The organism is Sphingomonas sp. Leaf20 (assembly GCF_001421535.1).
GTDB lineage: Bacteria > Pseudomonadota > Alphaproteobacteria > Sphingomonadales > Sphingomonadaceae > Sphingomonas.
In genome coordinates this window covers 1,245,860-1,262,403 of the sequence record NZ_LMKN01000001.1, presented here as the reverse complement: position 1 = coordinate 1,262,403, position 16,544 = coordinate 1,245,860, and the positions used below count along the sequence as shown (strand labels likewise).

General features: G+C 68.4%; 17 protein-coding genes. 11 read left to right on the top strand and 6 right to left on the bottom strand.

Annotation, left to right across the window (positions count from 1 at the left end):
• Nucleotides 1–47: 47 nt before the first annotated feature.
• Nucleotides 48–611 carry a helix-turn-helix domain-containing protein gene (locus ASE72_RS05710; RefSeq protein WP_056019065.1) on the bottom strand — a complete coding sequence of 188 codons (564 nt, stop codon included), beginning with the start codon at nucleotides 609–611 and terminating at the stop codon, nucleotides 48–50.
• A 145-nt stretch (nucleotides 612–756) separates the two neighbouring features.
• On the opposite strand from ASE72_RS05710, the gene ASE72_RS05705 reads away from it, so the two are divergent.
• The 3 genes from ASE72_RS05705 (at nucleotide 757) to ASE72_RS05695 (ending at nucleotide 2,922) form a co-directional block, all read left to right on the top strand.
• Complete coding sequence (locus ASE72_RS05705) at nucleotides 757–1,335, top strand: DUF6456 domain-containing protein (protein WP_235532284.1); 579 nt, start codon at nucleotides 757–759, stop codon at nucleotides 1,333–1,335.
• Nucleotides 1,320–2,282 carry a diaminopimelate epimerase gene (dapF, locus tag ASE72_RS05700; RefSeq protein ID WP_056017757.1) on the top strand — a complete coding sequence of 321 codons (963 nt, stop codon included), beginning with the start codon at nucleotides 1,320–1,322 and terminating at the stop codon, nucleotides 2,280–2,282. Before ASE72_RS05705 ends, dapF begins: the two co-directional genes overlap by 16 nt.
• 85 nt (nucleotides 2,283–2,367) lie before the next feature.
• Nucleotides 2,368–2,922 (top strand): fasciclin domain-containing protein, encoded by a 555-nt coding sequence (locus ASE72_RS05695; protein ID WP_056017754.1) that lies wholly within the window; start codon nucleotides 2,368–2,370, stop codon nucleotides 2,920–2,922.
• Between the two features lie 482 nt (nucleotides 2,923–3,404).
• Here the strand turns inward: ASE72_RS05695 and ASE72_RS05690 are convergent, their stop codons facing one another.
• The gene (locus tag ASE72_RS05690) at nucleotides 3,405–4,670 is read right to left on the bottom strand and encodes a NupC/NupG family nucleoside CNT transporter (RefSeq protein WP_056017751.1); all 1,266 of its coding nucleotides are present in this window, start codon (nucleotides 4,668–4,670) and stop codon (nucleotides 3,405–3,407) included.
• A gap of 142 nt (nucleotides 4,671–4,812) precedes the next feature.
• On the opposite strand from ASE72_RS05690, the gene ASE72_RS05685 reads away from it, so the two are divergent.
• From ASE72_RS05685 to ASE72_RS05660, 6 genes are all read left to right on the top strand, one after another.
• Nucleotides 4,813–5,469: a queuosine precursor transporter gene (locus ASE72_RS05685; RefSeq protein ID WP_056017747.1), complete on the top strand. Its 657-nt coding sequence runs from the start codon at nucleotides 4,813–4,815 to the stop codon at nucleotides 5,467–5,469.
• A gap of 147 nt (nucleotides 5,470–5,616) precedes the next feature.
• Entirely contained in the window at nucleotides 5,617–6,534 is a 918-nt protein-coding gene (argB, locus tag ASE72_RS05680) for an acetylglutamate kinase (protein WP_056017745.1), read from the top strand.
• A gap of 504 nt (nucleotides 6,535–7,038) precedes the next feature.
• Complete coding sequence (locus tag ASE72_RS05675) at nucleotides 7,039–7,341, top strand: YggT family protein (RefSeq protein ID WP_056017741.1); 303 nt, start codon at nucleotides 7,039–7,041, stop codon at nucleotides 7,339–7,341.
• Nucleotides 7,338–7,634: a DUF167 domain-containing protein gene (locus ASE72_RS05670; protein WP_056017738.1), complete on the top strand. Its 297-nt coding sequence runs from the start codon at nucleotides 7,338–7,340 to the stop codon at nucleotides 7,632–7,634. The genes ASE72_RS05675 and ASE72_RS05670 overlap by 4 nt, the downstream gene beginning before the upstream one ends.
• 11 nt (nucleotides 7,635–7,645) lie before the next feature.
• A complete protein-coding gene (gene folD, locus ASE72_RS05665) occupies nucleotides 7,646–8,521 on the top strand; it encodes a bifunctional methylenetetrahydrofolate dehydrogenase/methenyltetrahydrofolate cyclohydrolase FolD (RefSeq protein ID WP_056017735.1) in 876 nt (291 codons plus the stop codon).
• Complete coding sequence (locus ASE72_RS05660) at nucleotides 8,518–9,138, top strand: MarC family protein (RefSeq protein ID WP_056017732.1); 621 nt, start codon at nucleotides 8,518–8,520, stop codon at nucleotides 9,136–9,138. Before folD ends, ASE72_RS05660 begins: the two co-directional genes overlap by 4 nt.
• Before the next feature lie 425 nt (nucleotides 9,139–9,563).
• Here the strand turns inward: ASE72_RS05660 and ASE72_RS05655 are convergent, their stop codons facing one another.
• Nucleotides 9,564–11,354 carry a hypothetical protein gene (locus ASE72_RS05655; protein ID WP_056017729.1) on the bottom strand — a complete coding sequence of 597 codons (1,791 nt, stop codon included), beginning with the start codon at nucleotides 11,352–11,354 and terminating at the stop codon, nucleotides 9,564–9,566.
• 89 nt (nucleotides 11,355–11,443) lie between these two features.
• Between ASE72_RS05655 and ASE72_RS05650 the strand changes: the two genes are divergently transcribed.
• Nucleotides 11,444–11,869: a GtrA family protein gene (locus ASE72_RS05650; RefSeq protein WP_082445801.1), complete on the top strand. Its 426-nt coding sequence runs from the start codon at nucleotides 11,444–11,446 to the stop codon at nucleotides 11,867–11,869.
• A gap of 16 nt (nucleotides 11,870–11,885) precedes the next feature.
• Nucleotides 11,886–12,614, top strand: coding sequence for a class I SAM-dependent methyltransferase (locus tag ASE72_RS05645; protein ID WP_056017727.1), 729 nt, complete (start codon nucleotides 11,886–11,888; stop codon nucleotides 12,612–12,614).
• A gap of 61 nt (nucleotides 12,615–12,675) precedes the next feature.
• On the opposite strand, the gene ASE72_RS20135 is transcribed toward ASE72_RS05645, so the two are convergent.
• From ASE72_RS20135 to ASE72_RS05635, 3 genes are all read right to left on the bottom strand, one after another.
• The gene (locus tag ASE72_RS20135) at nucleotides 12,676–12,966 is read right to left on the bottom strand and encodes a hypothetical protein (protein WP_156350141.1); all 291 of its coding nucleotides are present in this window, start codon (nucleotides 12,964–12,966) and stop codon (nucleotides 12,676–12,678) included.
• 357 nt (nucleotides 12,967–13,323) lie between these two features.
• A complete protein-coding gene (locus tag ASE72_RS05640) occupies nucleotides 13,324–14,316 on the bottom strand; it encodes a glycosyltransferase family 2 protein (protein WP_056017724.1) in 993 nt (330 codons plus the stop codon).
• A gap of 70 nt (nucleotides 14,317–14,386) precedes the next feature.
• Nucleotides 14,387–16,198 carry a DUF885 domain-containing protein gene (locus ASE72_RS05635; RefSeq protein ID WP_056017720.1) on the bottom strand — a complete coding sequence of 604 codons (1,812 nt, stop codon included), beginning with the start codon at nucleotides 16,196–16,198 and terminating at the stop codon, nucleotides 14,387–14,389.
• Nucleotides 16,199–16,544: the final 346 nt, after the last annotated feature.

The window sequence follows — 16,544 nt, the reverse complement described above, 5'->3', positions numbered from 1 at the left end:
TGGGCCGGGGGCGGGGGGGCGTCAACGGACGAATCGGCCGCGAGGAATCAGAGTTCGCGGATCAGGCGGACCGCGCGCGCGATCCAGACGGGGCGGTCGATCGTCTGCGGTTCGGTGCCGTGGCCGGGCGGAATAATCGTGGCGCTGCCGTCGGTTATCGCAACGAGCCGGCCAAAGGCGAAGCGGCCTGCGGGGCGCGGGACGAGCACGTCGCGGTAGAGCGCGGTGTCGAACTCGGCGGGCGCGAGCGTGGTGCACCAGAGTACGTCGCCCGCACGATAATCGCCGATCCCGGCCGCGACGGTCAGCGCGACCTGACCCGGCGCAGCCTGTGGCGGCGTAGCGAGGTTGGGACGCGTAGGCGCCTGTATTCCCGTCGAATCCAGGATCGCGACCACGGGCAGATCGGCGCGTTCGGGCATCGTGACGAGATCGACCGTGGCGACGTCGAGCGCGGCGGCGATCCGGTTGAGCCAGCCGACCGAAACGGTCCGCGTCCCCGTCTCGAGCCGGCCGATCGTCTGCGCGGTTGTCGGGGGATCGCAACGCCTTGCGACATCGTCGAGCGTCAGCCCCTTGGCACGGCGGACGGCACGGATAGCAGTGATCATCGACAGGCTCCGTCGCTTGTACAAACCAAACAGGTTAGTTTCGCTTGCATTTTCTGATCGAATATGGCAAAGAAAACCATATTCGGCAAATGGAAAGGGGCGGCGCATGCAGGAGCTGATCGAGGTCGCGATCGACGGGCAGGGCATGCGGCGGGAGCCTGACAGGGAAGGTGAGCGGGACGCTGACAGGGTGGTCGAGCGGGAGGTGCAGAGCGAAGGTGTCGCGCGGGGCGGGCGGAGCGTCACGGTCAACCGGGCGGAGTCGCCGCTGACCTGGCTGCGGTCGCGCGGGCTGATCGACGCGCGGCACTATGCGGCGGGCGAGCGGTTGCGCGCGGCGTACGAGACCGCGTCGATCGCGCCGAGCGTGACGATGCGCTGGACGCCGCGCGTCGATGGCGGCGGGCAGGACGCGCTCGACCCGACCAGCGCGCAGATCGCGGCGAAGCGGCGGTTCGATGCGGCGATCGCGGCGGCGGGGCCGGGGCTTGCGGACATCTTGTGGCGCGTGGTGTGCGCGGGCGAGGGGCTGCCCGCGGCGGAACGGGCGCTGTCCTGGCCCGCGCGCGCGGGGCGCGTCGTGCTGACGCTCGCGCTCGACCGGCTGGCGACGCATTATGAAGGCGGGCATTATGAAGGCGGGCATTATGAGGGCGGGGATGGGGGGCGCGGCTCGCCTTTGCGGAGCGACGCGGTTAAGGGCGCGGCATGCGCTTCGATCTGATCAAATGTCATGGCTCCGGCAACGATTTCCCGCTGATCGACGCGCGTGCGCTGTCGCTGGGCGATGCGGACTGGGCGTGCGTTGCGCGCGCGCTCGCGGATCGCGCGGGGCCGGTCGGCGGCGACGGGCTGCTGCTCCTGACCGCTGGCGACGATGACGGCGCACGGGCGTTCGGGATGCGGATGTTCAATTCGGACGGGAGCGAATCGGAGACGTGCCTCAACGGGCTGCGCTGCGTCGCGCGCGCGGGCTTTGCCGCGACCGGGCTCGACCATGCGACCGCGCGGCTCAAGACGAGCGAGGCGGTCGTCGCGCGCGACCGCGACATCGCGCCGGGCGTGTTCACGGTGCGCGAGACCGCCGGCCCCGCGTCGCTCGACGTTGCCGCGTGGCCGATGCACGTGGATGCGCAGAAGATCGTCGAGACGCCGCTCGCCGGGCTGCCGTCGACGCGCGCGTTCACCGCGGTGGCGATGCCCAACCCGCATCTGGTCGCGTTCGTCGAGGCGGTCGACGATGCCGAACTGGTCCGCGTCGGCGAGGCCTGCGAGGCGGCGCCCGACTGGCTGCCCAACCGCGCCAATGTAAGCTTTGTCGAGCTGCGCGGGACCGATCTGTTCGTCCGCACGCACGAGCGCGGCGTCGGGCTGACCGACAGTTGCGGCAGCGCGATGGCGGCGTCGACCTTTGCCGCGTGCCTGACGGGGCGGATCGCGTACGACACGCCGACGACGGTGTTCAACCGCGGCGGGCTGGTGCGCGCCGAGGCGGGCGCGGACGGCATGGTGACGCTGTCGGGGAATGCGACGGTCGAATGGAGCGGGTCGGTGACGGTCGATCTCGAGTCCGGCGAGTCGGGCGTGGAGTCGGGCACGCGCGACCTGGTGATCACGCAGCGACATGACGAGGAAATTGCCGCCTGGGAAACATTGCGCAACCCAATGTAAGGAAGCGCGTGCATCGTTGCGGTCCGGGTGGCCGTATCTTCGCCGCGGCAGCCGGATCATCGGCGCCGATCAGGAGAGATGTGCCATGACCCCCATGTTCCGTACGACGATCGTTGCCGCCGCTATCGCCGTCGGCGGCACCGCGCTCGTCGCCGCGCAGACCAACCCGATGGTCGGCGGCGCCGCGATGTACCCGACCAAGACGATCGTCGACAATGCGATCAATTCGAAGGATCACACGACACTGGTCGCCGCGGTCAAGGCCGCCGACCTGGTCGAGACGCTGTCGGGTCCGGGGCCGTTCACGGTCTTCGCGCCGACCAATGCCGCGTTCAAGAAGCTGCCCGCGGGGACCGTCGACACGCTGCTCAAGCCCGAGAACAAGGCGCAGCTGGCGGGCGTGCTGACCTATCACGTCGTGCCGGGGACGATCACCGCGGCCGACATCGCCGCCAAGGCGAAGGCGGATGGCGGGACGGCCAGCTATACGACGGTGCAGGGCGAGCCGCTGATGTTCGCGAAGTCGGGAAGCGGCTGGGGGATCATGGACGGCAAGGGGCACAAGGGGCGGATCACGATCGCCAATGTGCGCCAGTCGAACGGCATGATCCACGTGATCGACACGGTGATGCTGCCGTAACGCGCGCTGCGCTGGCGGGGTGACGGGGGTGGGGGATGTGTGCGCCCCTCGCCGTCATCCTGGGCTTGACCCAGGATCCAGGGTTACGGCGCGTGGCGCTGCTTGGCTCTGGGTCCTGACTTTCGTCAGGATGACGGGTGGGGGGCCTCACGTGCCCTCACCCTCCCACGCTTCGCGTGGGCCCCTCCCTCTCCCCCAAGGGGAGAGGGGTTTGCCGCTCCTCGTCATCCTGGGCTTGACCCAGGATCCAGGGTTACGGTGCGTGGCGCTGCTTGGCTCTGGATCCTGACTTTCGTCAGGATGACGGGTGGGGGGCCTCGCGTGCCCTCACCCTCCCACGCTTTGCGTGGGCCCCTCCCTCTCCCCCGGGGGGAGAGGGGTTTGCCGCTCGCCGTCATCCCGGGCTTGACCCGGGACCCAGGGTCACGGGCGTGTCGCCGCTTGGCTCTGGGTCCTGACTTTCGTCAGGATGACGGGGGTTTTTAGCTGATCAGGAGGCCGGCCAGCGCGGCGGACATGAGGTTCGCGAGGCTGCCGGCGGCGAGCGCGCGGAGGCCGAGTTTGGCGATCATCGGGCGCTGGTTGGGGGCGAGGCTGCCCGTCACCGCCATCTGGATCGCGATCGACGAGAAATTGGCGAAGCCGCACAGCGAGAAGGTGATCACCGCGATCGTCCGCGGGCTGAGCCCCGTCTGCGTGCCGAGCGAGATATAGGCGACGAATTCGTTCAGCACGATCTTCTGCCCGAACAGCCCGCCGGCGATCCCCGCCTCGCTCCACGGCACGTTCAAGAGGAACATGATCGGCGCGAAGACATAGCCGAGCAGACCCTGGAAGCTCAGCCCCGGCAGCCCGATCATGTTGCCGAGCCCGCCGAGCAGGCCGTTGGCGAGCGCGACCAGCGCGACGAACGCCAGCACCATCGCGCCGACCGCGACCGCGAGGCGGACGCCGGTCTGTGCGCCCTGCGCCGCGGCCATGATCAGGTTGGCGGGCTTTTCCTCGTCATGCGTCGCCTGCGGCATGGGTTCGCCCGCGGAGGATTCACCGGGCAGGTCGCCGAGCGCGAGTTCGCCCTCGGGCGGCGTGACGCGGTCGGGCATGATGATCTTCGCCATCAGGATCCCGCCGGGCGCGGCCATGAAGCTGGCGGCGAGCAGATAGTCGATGCGGATCCCCATCGAGGCATAGGCCGCGAGGATCGTCCCCGCGACGCCCGCCATCCCGCTGGTCATCACGGTGAAGAGCTGCGCCGGGGTGAGGCCGGCGAGATAGGGGCGGATGACGAGCGGCGATTCGCTCTGGCCGACGAAGATGTTCGCCGCCGCGCAGAGCGATTCGACCTTCGACACGCCGATCACCTTCTCGATGCCGCCGCCGACCCAGCGCACGACGAACTGCATGATGCCGAGATAATAGAGGATCGAGACGAGGCTGGCGAAGAAGATGATGACGGGGAGCGCGGCGATCGCGAAGCTTTGGCCGCCAATCTCGGGGGTCGCCATCTTGCCGAACAGGAATTCGGTGCCCTTTTGCGAATAGCCGAGCAGGTTGGCGACGCCGCCCGACATGCTGCCGAGCACGACCTTGCCGAAGCTCGAATAGAGCACGAGGATCGCGATGCCCGCCTGGAGCGCGAACGCGGCGCCGACGATCCGCAGCCGGATCGCGCGGCGGTCGCTCGAGAGCAGCACCGCGATGCCGAGGATGACGGCGATGCCGGCAAGGCCGATGACTAATCTTTCCATGGACGCCCTTGCGCTCTTTTCGAATGTCACACGCGGCCCCCCGGCAGCGCAAGCGAGCGACATGACACGGGAGGATGGTCGTCGCCAGTGAATTGCGGGGAGGTGTTTGACGCCGCGCGTGTTTTCGCTAGCGTCCCGCGCGATGACTATCCCCCCCAATCCGGCGCCCGCCTTTCCGCGCTCGCTCTTCGTCTTCTCGGTCCTTTACGGCGGCATGGTGTGCATCGCCGGCGTGCTGGGGGTGAAGCAGGTCGCGCTCGGGCCGCTCGCGGTCGAGGCGGGGATCTTCGGGTTTCTGCTGCTCGTCGTGCTGAGCAGCGCGATCTCCGAGCTGCACGGGCAGAACACCGCGACGTTCCTCGTGCGGCTGGGGTTCATCCCCTTGCTGGTGTCGGCCGCGCTGATCCACCTCGTGCTCGCGCTGCCGCACGATCCGGGGATGTACCCGCCCGCGATCGAGGCGTTCCCCATCGTCGTCGGGCAGAGTTCGCGGATGATGATCGCGGGGCTGATCTCCTACGGCATCTCGCAGACGCTCAACGTGCTGATCTTCGCCAAGCTGTCGGGGCAGGTCGGGAGCGGCGCGGGCAAGCTGGTGTGGCTGCGCGGGATGATCGCGAGCATCGTGTCGCAGGTGATCGACACGATCCTGTTCATCACGATCTCGTTCCTCGGCGAACGCCCGATCCTCGCGCTGATGGAGGGGCAGATGCTGACCAAGGTCGTGCTGTCGATCGTGCTGGTGCCGTTCATGATCACGTTCTTCGTGGGGCTGGGGCGGCGGCTCGACCGGGTCTGACGCGGTCCGTCATCCTGACGAACGTCGGGATCCAGAGCCATGGAGGACACCGCCCGTAACCCTGGATCCTGACTTTCGTCAGGATGACGGAGTTGGCGATGCGCGGTCCTGCTTTCGCTAACCCCTCGCACTGGCTAAGGGGGCGCGATGACCGATCATACGCCCGATCCCGCCCTGCTCGCCAAGGCCGAGACGCTGACCGAGGCGCTGCCCTATCTGCAGCGTTATGCCGGCAAGACCTTCGTCGTGAAATATGGCGGCCACGCGATGGGCGATCCCGAGCTGCAGCGCGATTTCGCCGAGGACATGGTGTTGCTGAAGGCGGTCGGGATCAACCCGGTCGTGGTGCATGGCGGCGGGCCGCAGATCGGCGCGATGCTCAAGCGGCTGGGCGTCGAATCGCGGTTCGTCGACGGGCTGCGCGTGACCGATGCGGAGACCGCGCAGATCGCCGAAATGGTGCTGGCGGGTTCGATCAACAAGGAAATCGTCGGCTGGATCGGCCAGGCGGGCGGCCGCGCGGTCGGGATCTCGGGGAAGGACGCCGGCCTCGTCCTCGCGCAGAAGGTCGGGCACGGGCGCGAGCCCGACAAGCTGCAGGGGATCGAGCGGCATGTGGACCTGGGGTTCGTCGGCGAGCCGATCGCGGTCGATCGGACGATCCTCGACACGCTGATCAAGGCGGACATCATCCCGGTGATCGCGCCGATCGGGATCGGTGCGGACGGGCATACGTACAACATCAACGCCGACACGATGGCGGGCGCGATCGCCGCGGCGATGGGCGCGGCGCGGTTCTTCCTGCTGACCGACGTGGTCGGCGTGCTCGACAAGCAGGGCGAGCTGCTGACCGATCTGGATCCGGCGAAGATCGCCGAGCTGCGCGCCGACGGGACGATCACGGGCGGGATGATCCCGAAACTCGAGACGTGCGTCGCCGCGGTCGGATCGGGGGTCGACGCGGCGGTGATCATCGACGGGCGCGTCCCGCACGCGATGCTGCTCGAGATCTTCACGAAGCAGGGCGCAGGCACGCTGGTGAGCGCGAAGGGCGGCGCGCGGTAGGGTCACTCTTCCGTCATCCTGGGCCTGACCCAGGATCCAGGGTTACGGGGGTGATGCTGCTTGGCTCTGGATCCTGACTTTCGTCAGGATGACGGGGTTGGGGCAGGGGGGTGCTCTTCTTTCGTCATCCCGGGCTTGATCCGGGATCCAGGGTTACGGGGGTGACGCTGCCTGGCTCTGGATCCTGACTTTCGTCAGGATGACGGGGTTGGGGCAGGGGGGTGCTCTTCTTTCGTCATCCTGGGCTTGACCCAGGATCCAGGGTTACGGGGGTGACGCTGCTTGGCTCTGGATCCTGACTTTCGTCAGGATGACGGGGTTCGGGCAGGGGGGCTCTTCTTTCGTCATCCTGGGCCTGACCCGGGACCCAGGGTTACGGGGGTGACGCCGCCTGGCTCTGGGTCCTGACGTTCGTCAGGATGACGGACGGGGTGTTTGCGGTGCGGGGTTCTCGTTGTCGTTCGGCTGCCTTATATCGGGGATACACCAGCGGAGACCCTTGCCTTGCTCGCCCTTCTTCAGATCGTCCAGTTGCTGCTCAACCTCGTCTGGTGGGTGATCGTCATCCAGGCGATCCTGTCGTGGCTGATCGCGTTCAACGTCATCAACACGCACAGCGATTTCGTCCGGTCGGTGTGGAACGCGCTGCAGCGGATCACCGAGCCGATGTACCGGCCGATCCGGCGGATCCTGCCCGATTTCGGTGCGCTCGACCTGTCGCCGCTCGTCGTGCTGCTGATCCTCTACATCCTGCAGAACATCGTCGTTCCCAACATCGCGCAGAGCCTGCTCGCTCCGACGCTGTGAGCGAACCCGCCGCCTGGCGCGCCGTCGACGGCGGCCTGGCGATCGCGGTCCGCGTGACGCCGCGCGGCGGGCGGGACGCGCTGACGGCGGGGACGCCCGAGCATCTTGCCGCAAGGCTCGCGGCGGCGCCCGTCGACGGCGCCGCGAATGCCGCGCTGATCGCGCTGGTCGCCAAGCGCTTCGGCGTGGCGAAACGCGCGGTGCGGATCGTCGCGGGCGAGACCGCGCGGCTCAAACGCCTGCATGTCGCCGGCGACACGCCCGCGCTGGCGGAAATCGCCGCCGGTCTTTAAGGACCGCGGGCATGAGCGCGACCATCATCGACGGCAAGGCCTTCGCCGCCGGCCTCAGGGCCCGTATCGCAGACGGCGTCACCGCCTTTCGGGCCGAGGCGGGGCGTGCGCCCGGGCTCGCCGTGGTGCTGGTCGGCGAGGATCCCGCGTCCAGCGTCTATGTCCGGTCGAAGGGCAAGGCGACGCGCGAGGCGGGGATGGAGAGCATCGAGCACCGGCTGCCCGCCGACGTCCCCGCCGAGCAGCTGCTGGCACTCGTCGCGACGCTGAACGCGGATCGCGCGATCGACGGCATCCTCGTGCAGCTGCCGTTGCCCAGGCATATCGACGAGCAGGCGGTGATCGCGGCGATCGATCCCGACAAGGACGTCGACGGGTTTCATCCGATCAACGCGGGGCGGCTCGCGACGGGGCTGCCGGGGTTCGTGCCGTGCACGCCGTTCGGCTGCGTGCTGTTGCTGAAAAGCGTGCTGCCGAGCCTGAGCGGGCTCGAGGCGGTCGTCGTCGGGCGGTCGAACATCGTCGGCAAGCCGATGGCGCAGCTGCTGCTGCGCGAGAGCTGCACCGTGAGCGTCGTGCACAGCCGGACGAAGGACGTGCCCGCGCATGTCCGCCGTGCCGATATCGTCGTCGCGGCGGTCGGCATTCCCGAAATGATCAAGGGCGACTGGCTGAAGCCCGGCGCGACGGTGATCGACGTCGGTATCAACCGGACCGAGACGGGGCTGGTCGGCGATGTCGACTTTGCGAGCGCGGTCGCGGTCGCGGGCGCGATCACGCCGGTGCCGGGGGGCGTCGGGCCGATGACGATCGCGTGCCTGCTCCGCAACACTTTGGTGTCCGCCGGGCGCCGCGCGGGCGTTGCGATCGACGAGGCCGCGCTGTGATCGAGCTGTTCGTCTCGTCGCTGATCACGTTCTTCGTCGTCATCGATCCGCCCGGCTGCGCGCCGATCTATGCCGGGCTGTCGGCGAGCGCGTCCGCGGCGCAGAAGCGCGCGATGGCGATCCGCGCGGTCGGCGTGTCGGCGGCGATCCTGTTCGTGTTCGCGCTGTTCGGCGAGGCGTTGCTCAAAGGGCTGGGGATCAGCCTGGCCAGCTTCCGGATCGCGGGCGGGATCATGCTGTTCCTGATCGCGCTCGAGATGGTGTTCGAGAAGCGCACCGAACGCCGCGAGGACCGCGCCGCCAAGGTCGCGAGCGACCCCGAGGCGGAGGACGTCTCGATCTTCCCGATGGCGATGCCGATGATCGCGGGGCCGGGGTCGATCGCGTCGGTGATGCTGTTGATGAGCCGCAACAGCGGGCTCGAGCGCAGCCTCGTCGTGCTGGGCGCGATGGTGACGATCCTGCTGCTGACGCTGGCTGCGCTGCTCGCGGCGGGGCCGATCATGCGGATCCTGGGGGCGAAGATCGAGGCGGTGATCACGCGGCTGCTCGGCGTGCTGCTCGCGGCGCTGGCGGTGCAGTTCGTGCTCGACGGGGTTTCGGCGGTGATGCGCTAGGGGGCGTTTTCGTCATCCTGACGAACGTCAGGACCCAGAGCCAAAACCGGCTGCGCGCGTAACTCTGGATCCTGACTTTCGTCAGGATGACGGGGGAGGGGGTGCGTGCCCCTCCTTCGTCATCCTGGGCTTGACCCAGGATCCAGGGTTACGGGTGGTGGTGCTGCTTGGCTCTGGATCCTGACTTTCGTCAGGATGACGGGGGGCGGTGTGTTCGCCCTTCTTCGTCATCCTGGGCTTGACCCGGGATCCAGGGTTGCGGGCGGTGGTGCTGCTTGGCTCTGGATCCTGACTTTCGTCAGGATGACGGGGGGAGGGGGTGGCTGCCCCTTCTTCGTCATCCCGGGCTTGACCCAGGATCCAGGGTTACGGGTGGTGGTGCTGCGTGGCTCTGGGGCCTGACGTTCGTCAGGATGACGGGTGTGTCAGTCGACCTTGAACAGCCGCAGCGGGGAGTTGCGGGGGAGGGGGAGCGGGGTGAGCCAGGCCGGGACCTCGTTCTTTGCCATCCGCGCGTAGAAGCCGTTGGGGCTGCGCGCCTTGTAGTTGGTCGATTCCGCCGCGTTGGGGCAGAGCAGCAGCAAGGTCGCGCCGTGGCGCTTGATGATCGCGTGCGCCGCGTCGGGGCTGCGGCCGAAGGCGTGCTGGACGTCGAGGATCGCCGCGCCGTTGCGGTGATAGGGGCCGGCGATCGCATCATGGTGCGTGATCGTGATCAGCCGCGGGCCCATGTCGACGAAGGTGAAGACCGTCTGCGCGGGGTATTTGTTGAGTGCGAGCAGCACCGTCGTGCGCAGGCAGTTGCCCGTCGCCATGTTGACGCGCTTCTCATACGCCTTGGGGCGGCCGACGGGGACGTATTTGAGCGCGATCCCGACGAAGAACCCCGAGATGATCACCATCGCGCCGACCGTCCCGAAGACGCGGACGAAGACCGAGCGGTGGCCGAGCAGCCAGGGCAGCACGAACCAGGCGAGCGCGACGATGCCGGGCACCGCGAGCAATTGCGCCGCGGGGCCCGCGCGGACCTGCCACAGCAGCATCGCCGCGGCGAAGGTCGTGAACAGCGCGACCGCGACCCAGCCGATCGCGCGCCGCTCGCGCCGCGCGCGCCACGCCGCGACGAGCGCGCCGATCAGCCCGATGATCGGCAGCGTCGCGAGCGCGACCCCGGTCCGCCAGCTATGCTTGTAGATCGGCTTCGCCTCGCGGACATTGTCGAGCCAGTTGCGCTGGAGCTCGGGCGAGACGCCCTCGGGCCGGGCGAGGCATTGCGGGAACATCAGCGCGAAGCCGATGACGATTCCCGCGCCCGCCGCGACCGCGAGCGCGAGCCGGGCGCCGCGCGACGCAGGGCCGAAGCGGGCGAGCAGGAAAAGGAGCATGCCCGCCGCGATCATGACGCTGAGCCAGACGGGGGTCAGCGCGTCGCAGCGCATCGCCTGGTTCGCGTTCGAGGCGAACAGCGCGAACCCCAGCGTGCTGCCGCCGCCCAAGGTCAGCGCATAGACCGCGAGCCGCGGCGCCTCGGCACGGTCCCACACCCAGCGCAGGCCGATGATCGCGCCCGCCATCGCGGCATAGGGGAGCAGCTCGAGCCCGATCGAGAGCGACACCGCGCTCGCGATCCCGACGAGCGCGCCGCCGCGCCGCGCCTGCGGATCGCAGAGCCCGGCGAGCGTGAGGCTGAGCATCGCGAGCTGCCAGCCGTGATGATCGATGCGCTCGGGCATGTACATCAGCATTGTCGCGGTCGCGCCGACGAGGAAGACGATCGACAGCGGCCAGGCATAGGGGTGGACCAGCCGCCGCACCGTCGCGCCGATCCCGAGCATCGCGATCGACAGCGGCAGCAGCGGCGCGATCCCGCAAGCGAGCCGCTCGGCCCAGCTGTTGCTCGTGAACAGGCGGAAGAACAGGATCAGCCCCGCGATCGGCAGGTCGACGATCCGGCTCCAGTGGATGTCGAACCCGACGGGCGGGTTGAGCCGGTACTGGCGCAGATCGTACCAGCCCTGACCGCCGAGCCATGCGCGGACCTGCATCAGCCGCATGTTGTCGTCGGTGTCGCCAAGCGACAGCCAGCGGACCTGGCCCCAGCGGTCGAACACCGACCACGCCGCGACCCCCACCCATGCGATCAGCGTCAGCGCGATCCAGTGCCGGTCGAGCAGGTCGAGCCACCGCTGCCGTGGGGACTGTTGGGGCTGATCCAAAACGCTTTCCTCCTGACCGCGCGCGGACTAATGCGCGGGGCTATCGTGAGCGCCGCTGTATCGACGCGCGTACAAAGAACAAGGCGGGCATGCAGGCGATCAGGCGACAGATGGACCAGATGCGGGCGAGCGGCGTGCTCGGCCAGCTCCTCCGCTTCGGGATCGCGGGCGGGCTGTCGAGCGTGATCTATTCGCTCGTCTATCTGCCGCTCACGAAATTCGTGTTTCCGCCGCAGCAGGCGGTCGCAGCGGTCCCGTTCGCCTTTGCGGTCGCGGTGACCGCGGGCTATTTCCTGCACAGCCGGTGGAGCTTCAAGGGGCATGCCGCCGAACCGGGCGGGGCCAAGCACGTCAAGTTCGTGCTGGTGCAGGGCACGGGGCTCGCGCTCAACGCGCTGATCACCTGGGTGGGGACCGCGTTCCTGCACCTGCATCCCTGGGTGCCGCTGGTCCCTGCGGTGTTCCTTGCGGCGATCGTGACGTTCGTGCTCAACCGTTTCTGGGTATTCTCTTGATTATGGCCGATTGCTGATGGACCGCATCGTTTACGACCGGATGGCCGCGCATGATTCCACGCACTGGTGGTACCGCGCGCGCCGCGACATCCTGGCGGATTACCTGACGCGCTATGGCGGTTTGCCCGCGCAGGCGAAGATCCTCGAGATCGGGTGCGGGACGGGGCATAACCTGCCGATGCTCGCGGGGTTCGGCGAGATCGACGCGATCGAGATCGATCCGGCGGCGCGCGAGATCGCGAGCGCCAGGCTCGGCAAGCCGGTCGGGGCGGCGCCTTTGCCCGAACTGCCGGGGGTGCCGCGCGGGCATTACGACCTGATCGCGGTGCTCGACGTGGTCGAGCATATCGCGGACGACGTCGCGGCGCTGAAGGCGATGGCGCAGTGCCTCGCGCCCGGGGGCAAGATCCTGATCGCGGTGCCGGCGCACCAGTGGCTGTGGAGCGCGCACGACACGGTCAACCATCACCACCGCCGCTATTCGAAGGCGACGCTGAAGACCGCGATCGCGGCGGCGGGGCTGAAGCCCGACAAGCTCGGCTATTTCAACTCGCTGCTGTTCCCGCTGGCGGCGGCGGCGCGGATCGCCGGACGGCTGTCGGGCCGCGACGACAGCGACGACTCGCCGCCCGCCAAGCCGCTTAACGCGCTGTTCGAGCGGATCTTCCGGCTCGAGCGGCATCTGGTCGGGCGCGTGCCGATGACGCCGGGAGTTTCGATCGTGACGCTGGCGGTGCCGGGGTAGGGGTTGGGTTTGGGTGGATGTCTGGGTTTGGTGGAAAGCTGCCGTCCACACCCTCTGCCGCTTAGACGCCACCACCCCAAAACATTAAAACAGGAAAAATCAGGAACGCGACTAAACCCATTGTAAATGGATAGAGATCATAAAACCAGCGTGCCTTACGGGAAAGGACGACTGCTCCCATTAACAAAAGGAGCGCCAGCACCGGCACGCCAGCATATAAGATTATTTGACCGGAAGCTGGATAGCCGGGAACATGCTGCGCTTTAATATCGCACAAACCGCCGATACCCGCGTACAATAGGTAGCCCCATAACGAAATTACTAGGGCAGTAGGGAGGTCGGTCCATCGCATGCACCACTGTCTCGTAACGATTGAATGACTGCAAGTGGGCGAAAGCGACACCTCTTGTCCGTTCGCCCTGAGCGTAGTCGAAGGGTGTGTGCGGGGGCGGTGCTTCGACTTCGCTCAGCACGAACGGGGGGTGGGGCGGTGCTGCGGTTGGGCGGGGTTCGCATGCGACGTCTCTTCAATCCCTCCCCGGCGGAGGCCGGGGTCCAAGTGGGGGACCGTCGTGACGGCGGTTGCGCCTCGTTATTCTGGCTATCCCATTTGGCCCCCGGCTTTCGCCGGGGTGGGGGCTTTCCGAGACGTCGGCTTGCCGGGTTCGCCCCACCCCAACCCCTCCCCTGAAGGGGAGGGGCTTTTTGGTTACGTAACGGGGGTTTCTGTGGGTTCGGCGCGGAAGCCGAGGGTGGCCTTGCCCTGGATGGGGCCGGCGATGTCGGCGACGATGTAGAGCGGGCGGCGTTTGGATTCGACGTAGAGCCGGCCGAGATATTCGCCGATCATGCCGAGCACGAACATCTGCACCGCGCCCAAAAACACCGTCACCAGCATCGTCGAGGTCCAGCCCTGCACCGCGCTGCCCGAGAGCCAGCCGATCGCGATGTAGACGAACAGCAGCAGCGAGACGCCGGTGAGCGCGAGGCCGGCATGGCTGGCGAAGCGCAACGGGGCGGTCGAGAAGCCGGTCATCGCGTCGAAGGCGAGCCGCATCATCTTGGCGAGCGGATAATTGGTCTCGCCCGCATGTCGCTCGGCGCGGTCATAGGCGAAGGGGATCTGGCGGAAACCGATCCACGCGACCATGCCGCGGATGAAGCGCGCCTGTTCGGGGAGCGACAGGAACGCGTCCAATGCCCGCCTGCTCATCAGCCGGAAATCGCCGGTGTCGACCGGGATCGGCGTGTCGGTCATCTTGGTCAGCAGCCGGTAGAAGGCGGCGGCGGTAGCTTTCTTGAACACCGTCTCGCCCGCGCGCTGGCGGCGGACCGCGTAGACGACGTCGGCCTGCTGCTCGGCCATCGCGGCGCGCATCTGCGGGAGGAGCTCGGGGGGATCCTGGAGATCGGCGTCGATGATCAGGATCTGCGCGCCCGCGCACAGATCGAGCCCGGCGGTGAGCGCGAGCTGATGCCCGTGGTTGCGCGACAGGTTGATCGCGACGAGCCGCGGATCGGCGGCGGCGAGACGCTGCATCACCGACCAGCTGTCGTCGCGCGAGCCGTCGTTGATCAGGACGATCTCGTAATCGTCGCCGACCGCGCTCTGCGCCGCGCCGGTGATGCGCGCGTGGAGGAGGTCGAGGCACGCGGCCTCGTTGTAGCAGGGGACGACGATCGAGAGCGCGGGACGGTGCATCCCCGCTCTCTAGCCGCCCCGTTGCGCGGCGTCATCGTCCGAAATCGCCGCCCCGCGTCGGGCCCCTGTTTCAGGCCTTGGCGAGCGCGGTCGCGCGGGCTTCGACGAGGCGTTCGAGGATCGTGAGGGGGACGGCGCCGTCGCGGAGCACCTCGTGGAACTGCTTCAGGTCGAACTTGTCGCCCAAAATCTTCTTCGCGGAGTCGCGCGCGCGGAGCCAGCTGATGTGGCCGAGCTTGTAGCTGCACGCCTGGCCGGGCATCGTGCAGTAACGCTCGATCTCGCGCTGCGAGCGGGGGCGGGCGAAGCCGACGGTGTCGACGAAATAATCGGTCGCCTGTTCGCGCGTCCAGCGCTTGGCGTGGATGCCGGTGTCGGCGACGAGCCGCGCGGCGCGGAAGAGGAAGGACTGGAGATAGCCCGCGCGCTCGATCGGACCCGCATAGCCGCCAAGCTCGTCGGCGAGCTGTTCGGCATAGAGCGCCCAGCCCTCGACATAGGCGCCGAAGAACGAGAATTTGCGCAGCAGCGGCGTGTCGAGCCCGGCGACGAGGCTGAGCTGGAGGTGATGGCCGGGCACGCCCTCGTGATAGGTGAGCGAGGGGAGCGTGTATTTGGGCCAGTCGGCGACGCTCTTGAGGTTGATGAAGTAGATCGCCGGGCGCGACCCATCGAGCGCGGCGAGCCGGTAATAGCCGTTCGATGCGCCGTCCTGGATATCGGTCGGGACCGCGCGGATCTGGAGCGGGGCGGACGGCGGGTTTATGAACGCCTGGGGGAGCTTGGCCTGCATCGCGGCGAGCCCGGTGTTGAGCCCGGCGATCAGCTCGGTGCGGCCGGCTTGCGTGTCGGGGTAGAGCTGTGCGGGGCTGGCGTTGAGCGCCGCGAGCCGTGCGCCGATGCTGCCCTTGGTCAGGCCCTGCGCCTTCAGGATGGTGTCGAGTTCGGCGCTGATCTGCGCGACCTGCTCGAGGCCCAGTTTGTGGACCTCGTCGGGGGTGAAGTTGGTGGTGGTCGCCTGTGCGAGCGCGGCGGCGTAGATCGCGTCGCCGCCGGGGACCGCCCAGAGACCCGCCTCGGGACGCGCCGTGGTGCGGAGCTGTTTCACCAGCGCGATCTGGCGGTCGAGCGCGGGATAGACCTTGTCCGTCACGAGCGCGGTGGCGCGGCGCTCCCAGTCGCCGGTCAGCCCGGCGGCCCTGGTGCGCGTCGCGACCGAGGTGACGAGGCCGCTCTGCGCGGGCGCGGGGGCGCGGAGTGCCGCCATCTGGCCGAGCGCGAGGTCGAGCGAGAAGCCGGGGGCGACGAGGCCGCGTTTCGCGCGCTCGGCCTGCGTCGCGGTGTCGCCGTCGAGCGCGGTCGCGAACGCGTCGAGGCGCGCGCAATAGGCGTCCGCGTCGGCGGCGGTCTTGATGACGTGCGCGCTGTCGAGGAAGTCGGGGACGTCGAAATAGGCGCCGTCCTGCTGGCTGATGACATAGGGATTGGTGGGGGAGCCGACCCCGAACCGCTCGGCGGCGGCGCGCTGCTGGTTCTGCGAATAGAGCACGACCTCGCGGTTGAGGCGCCCGGCGTCGGAGAGCGTGGCGGGGGGGACGGCCTCGATCTGCGCGATCGCGCGCGTGGTGCGCGCGAGGTTCGCCCGGACCGCGCCGGGGGTGTAATCGCCGAGCCGGCTTTTGAGCGCGGCGTTGGCGCCCTTGTCGAGCCCGAGCTGCGTGGCGAATTCGGGGGCGTATTTGAGGTTCGCGTCGAAGATCGAGGTCAGCAGCGCGTCGAGCTTCGCGTCGCCGGGGGTGGCGCCCGCGGCGAGGGCTGCGCGCGGGACGAGGGCGAGCGTGGCGAGCATGCTCGCGGACGAGAGGAAGGCGCGACGGTTCATGTGATGGGTCCCCCGGGGTGTTGCGGGCAATAGTAGCCGGGGATTTGTGCGGGGCAAGCGGGGGGGTGTGTTCGTCATCCCGGGCTTGACCCGGGGCTCAGAGTTGCGGGGCGGGGCGCTGCTTGGCTCTGGATCCTGACTTTCGTCAGGATGACGGGGTGGGGGCGGCCCTCCCTTCTCGTCATCCTGGGCTTGACCCGGGATCCAGGGTTGCAGGGCGGGGCGCTGCTTGGCTCTGGGTCCTGACTTTCGTCAGGATGACGGGGGGGGTGGGGGCGGCCCTCCCTTCTCGTCATCCTGGGCTTGACCCAGGATCCAGGGTTGCGGGGCGGGGCGCTGCTTGGCT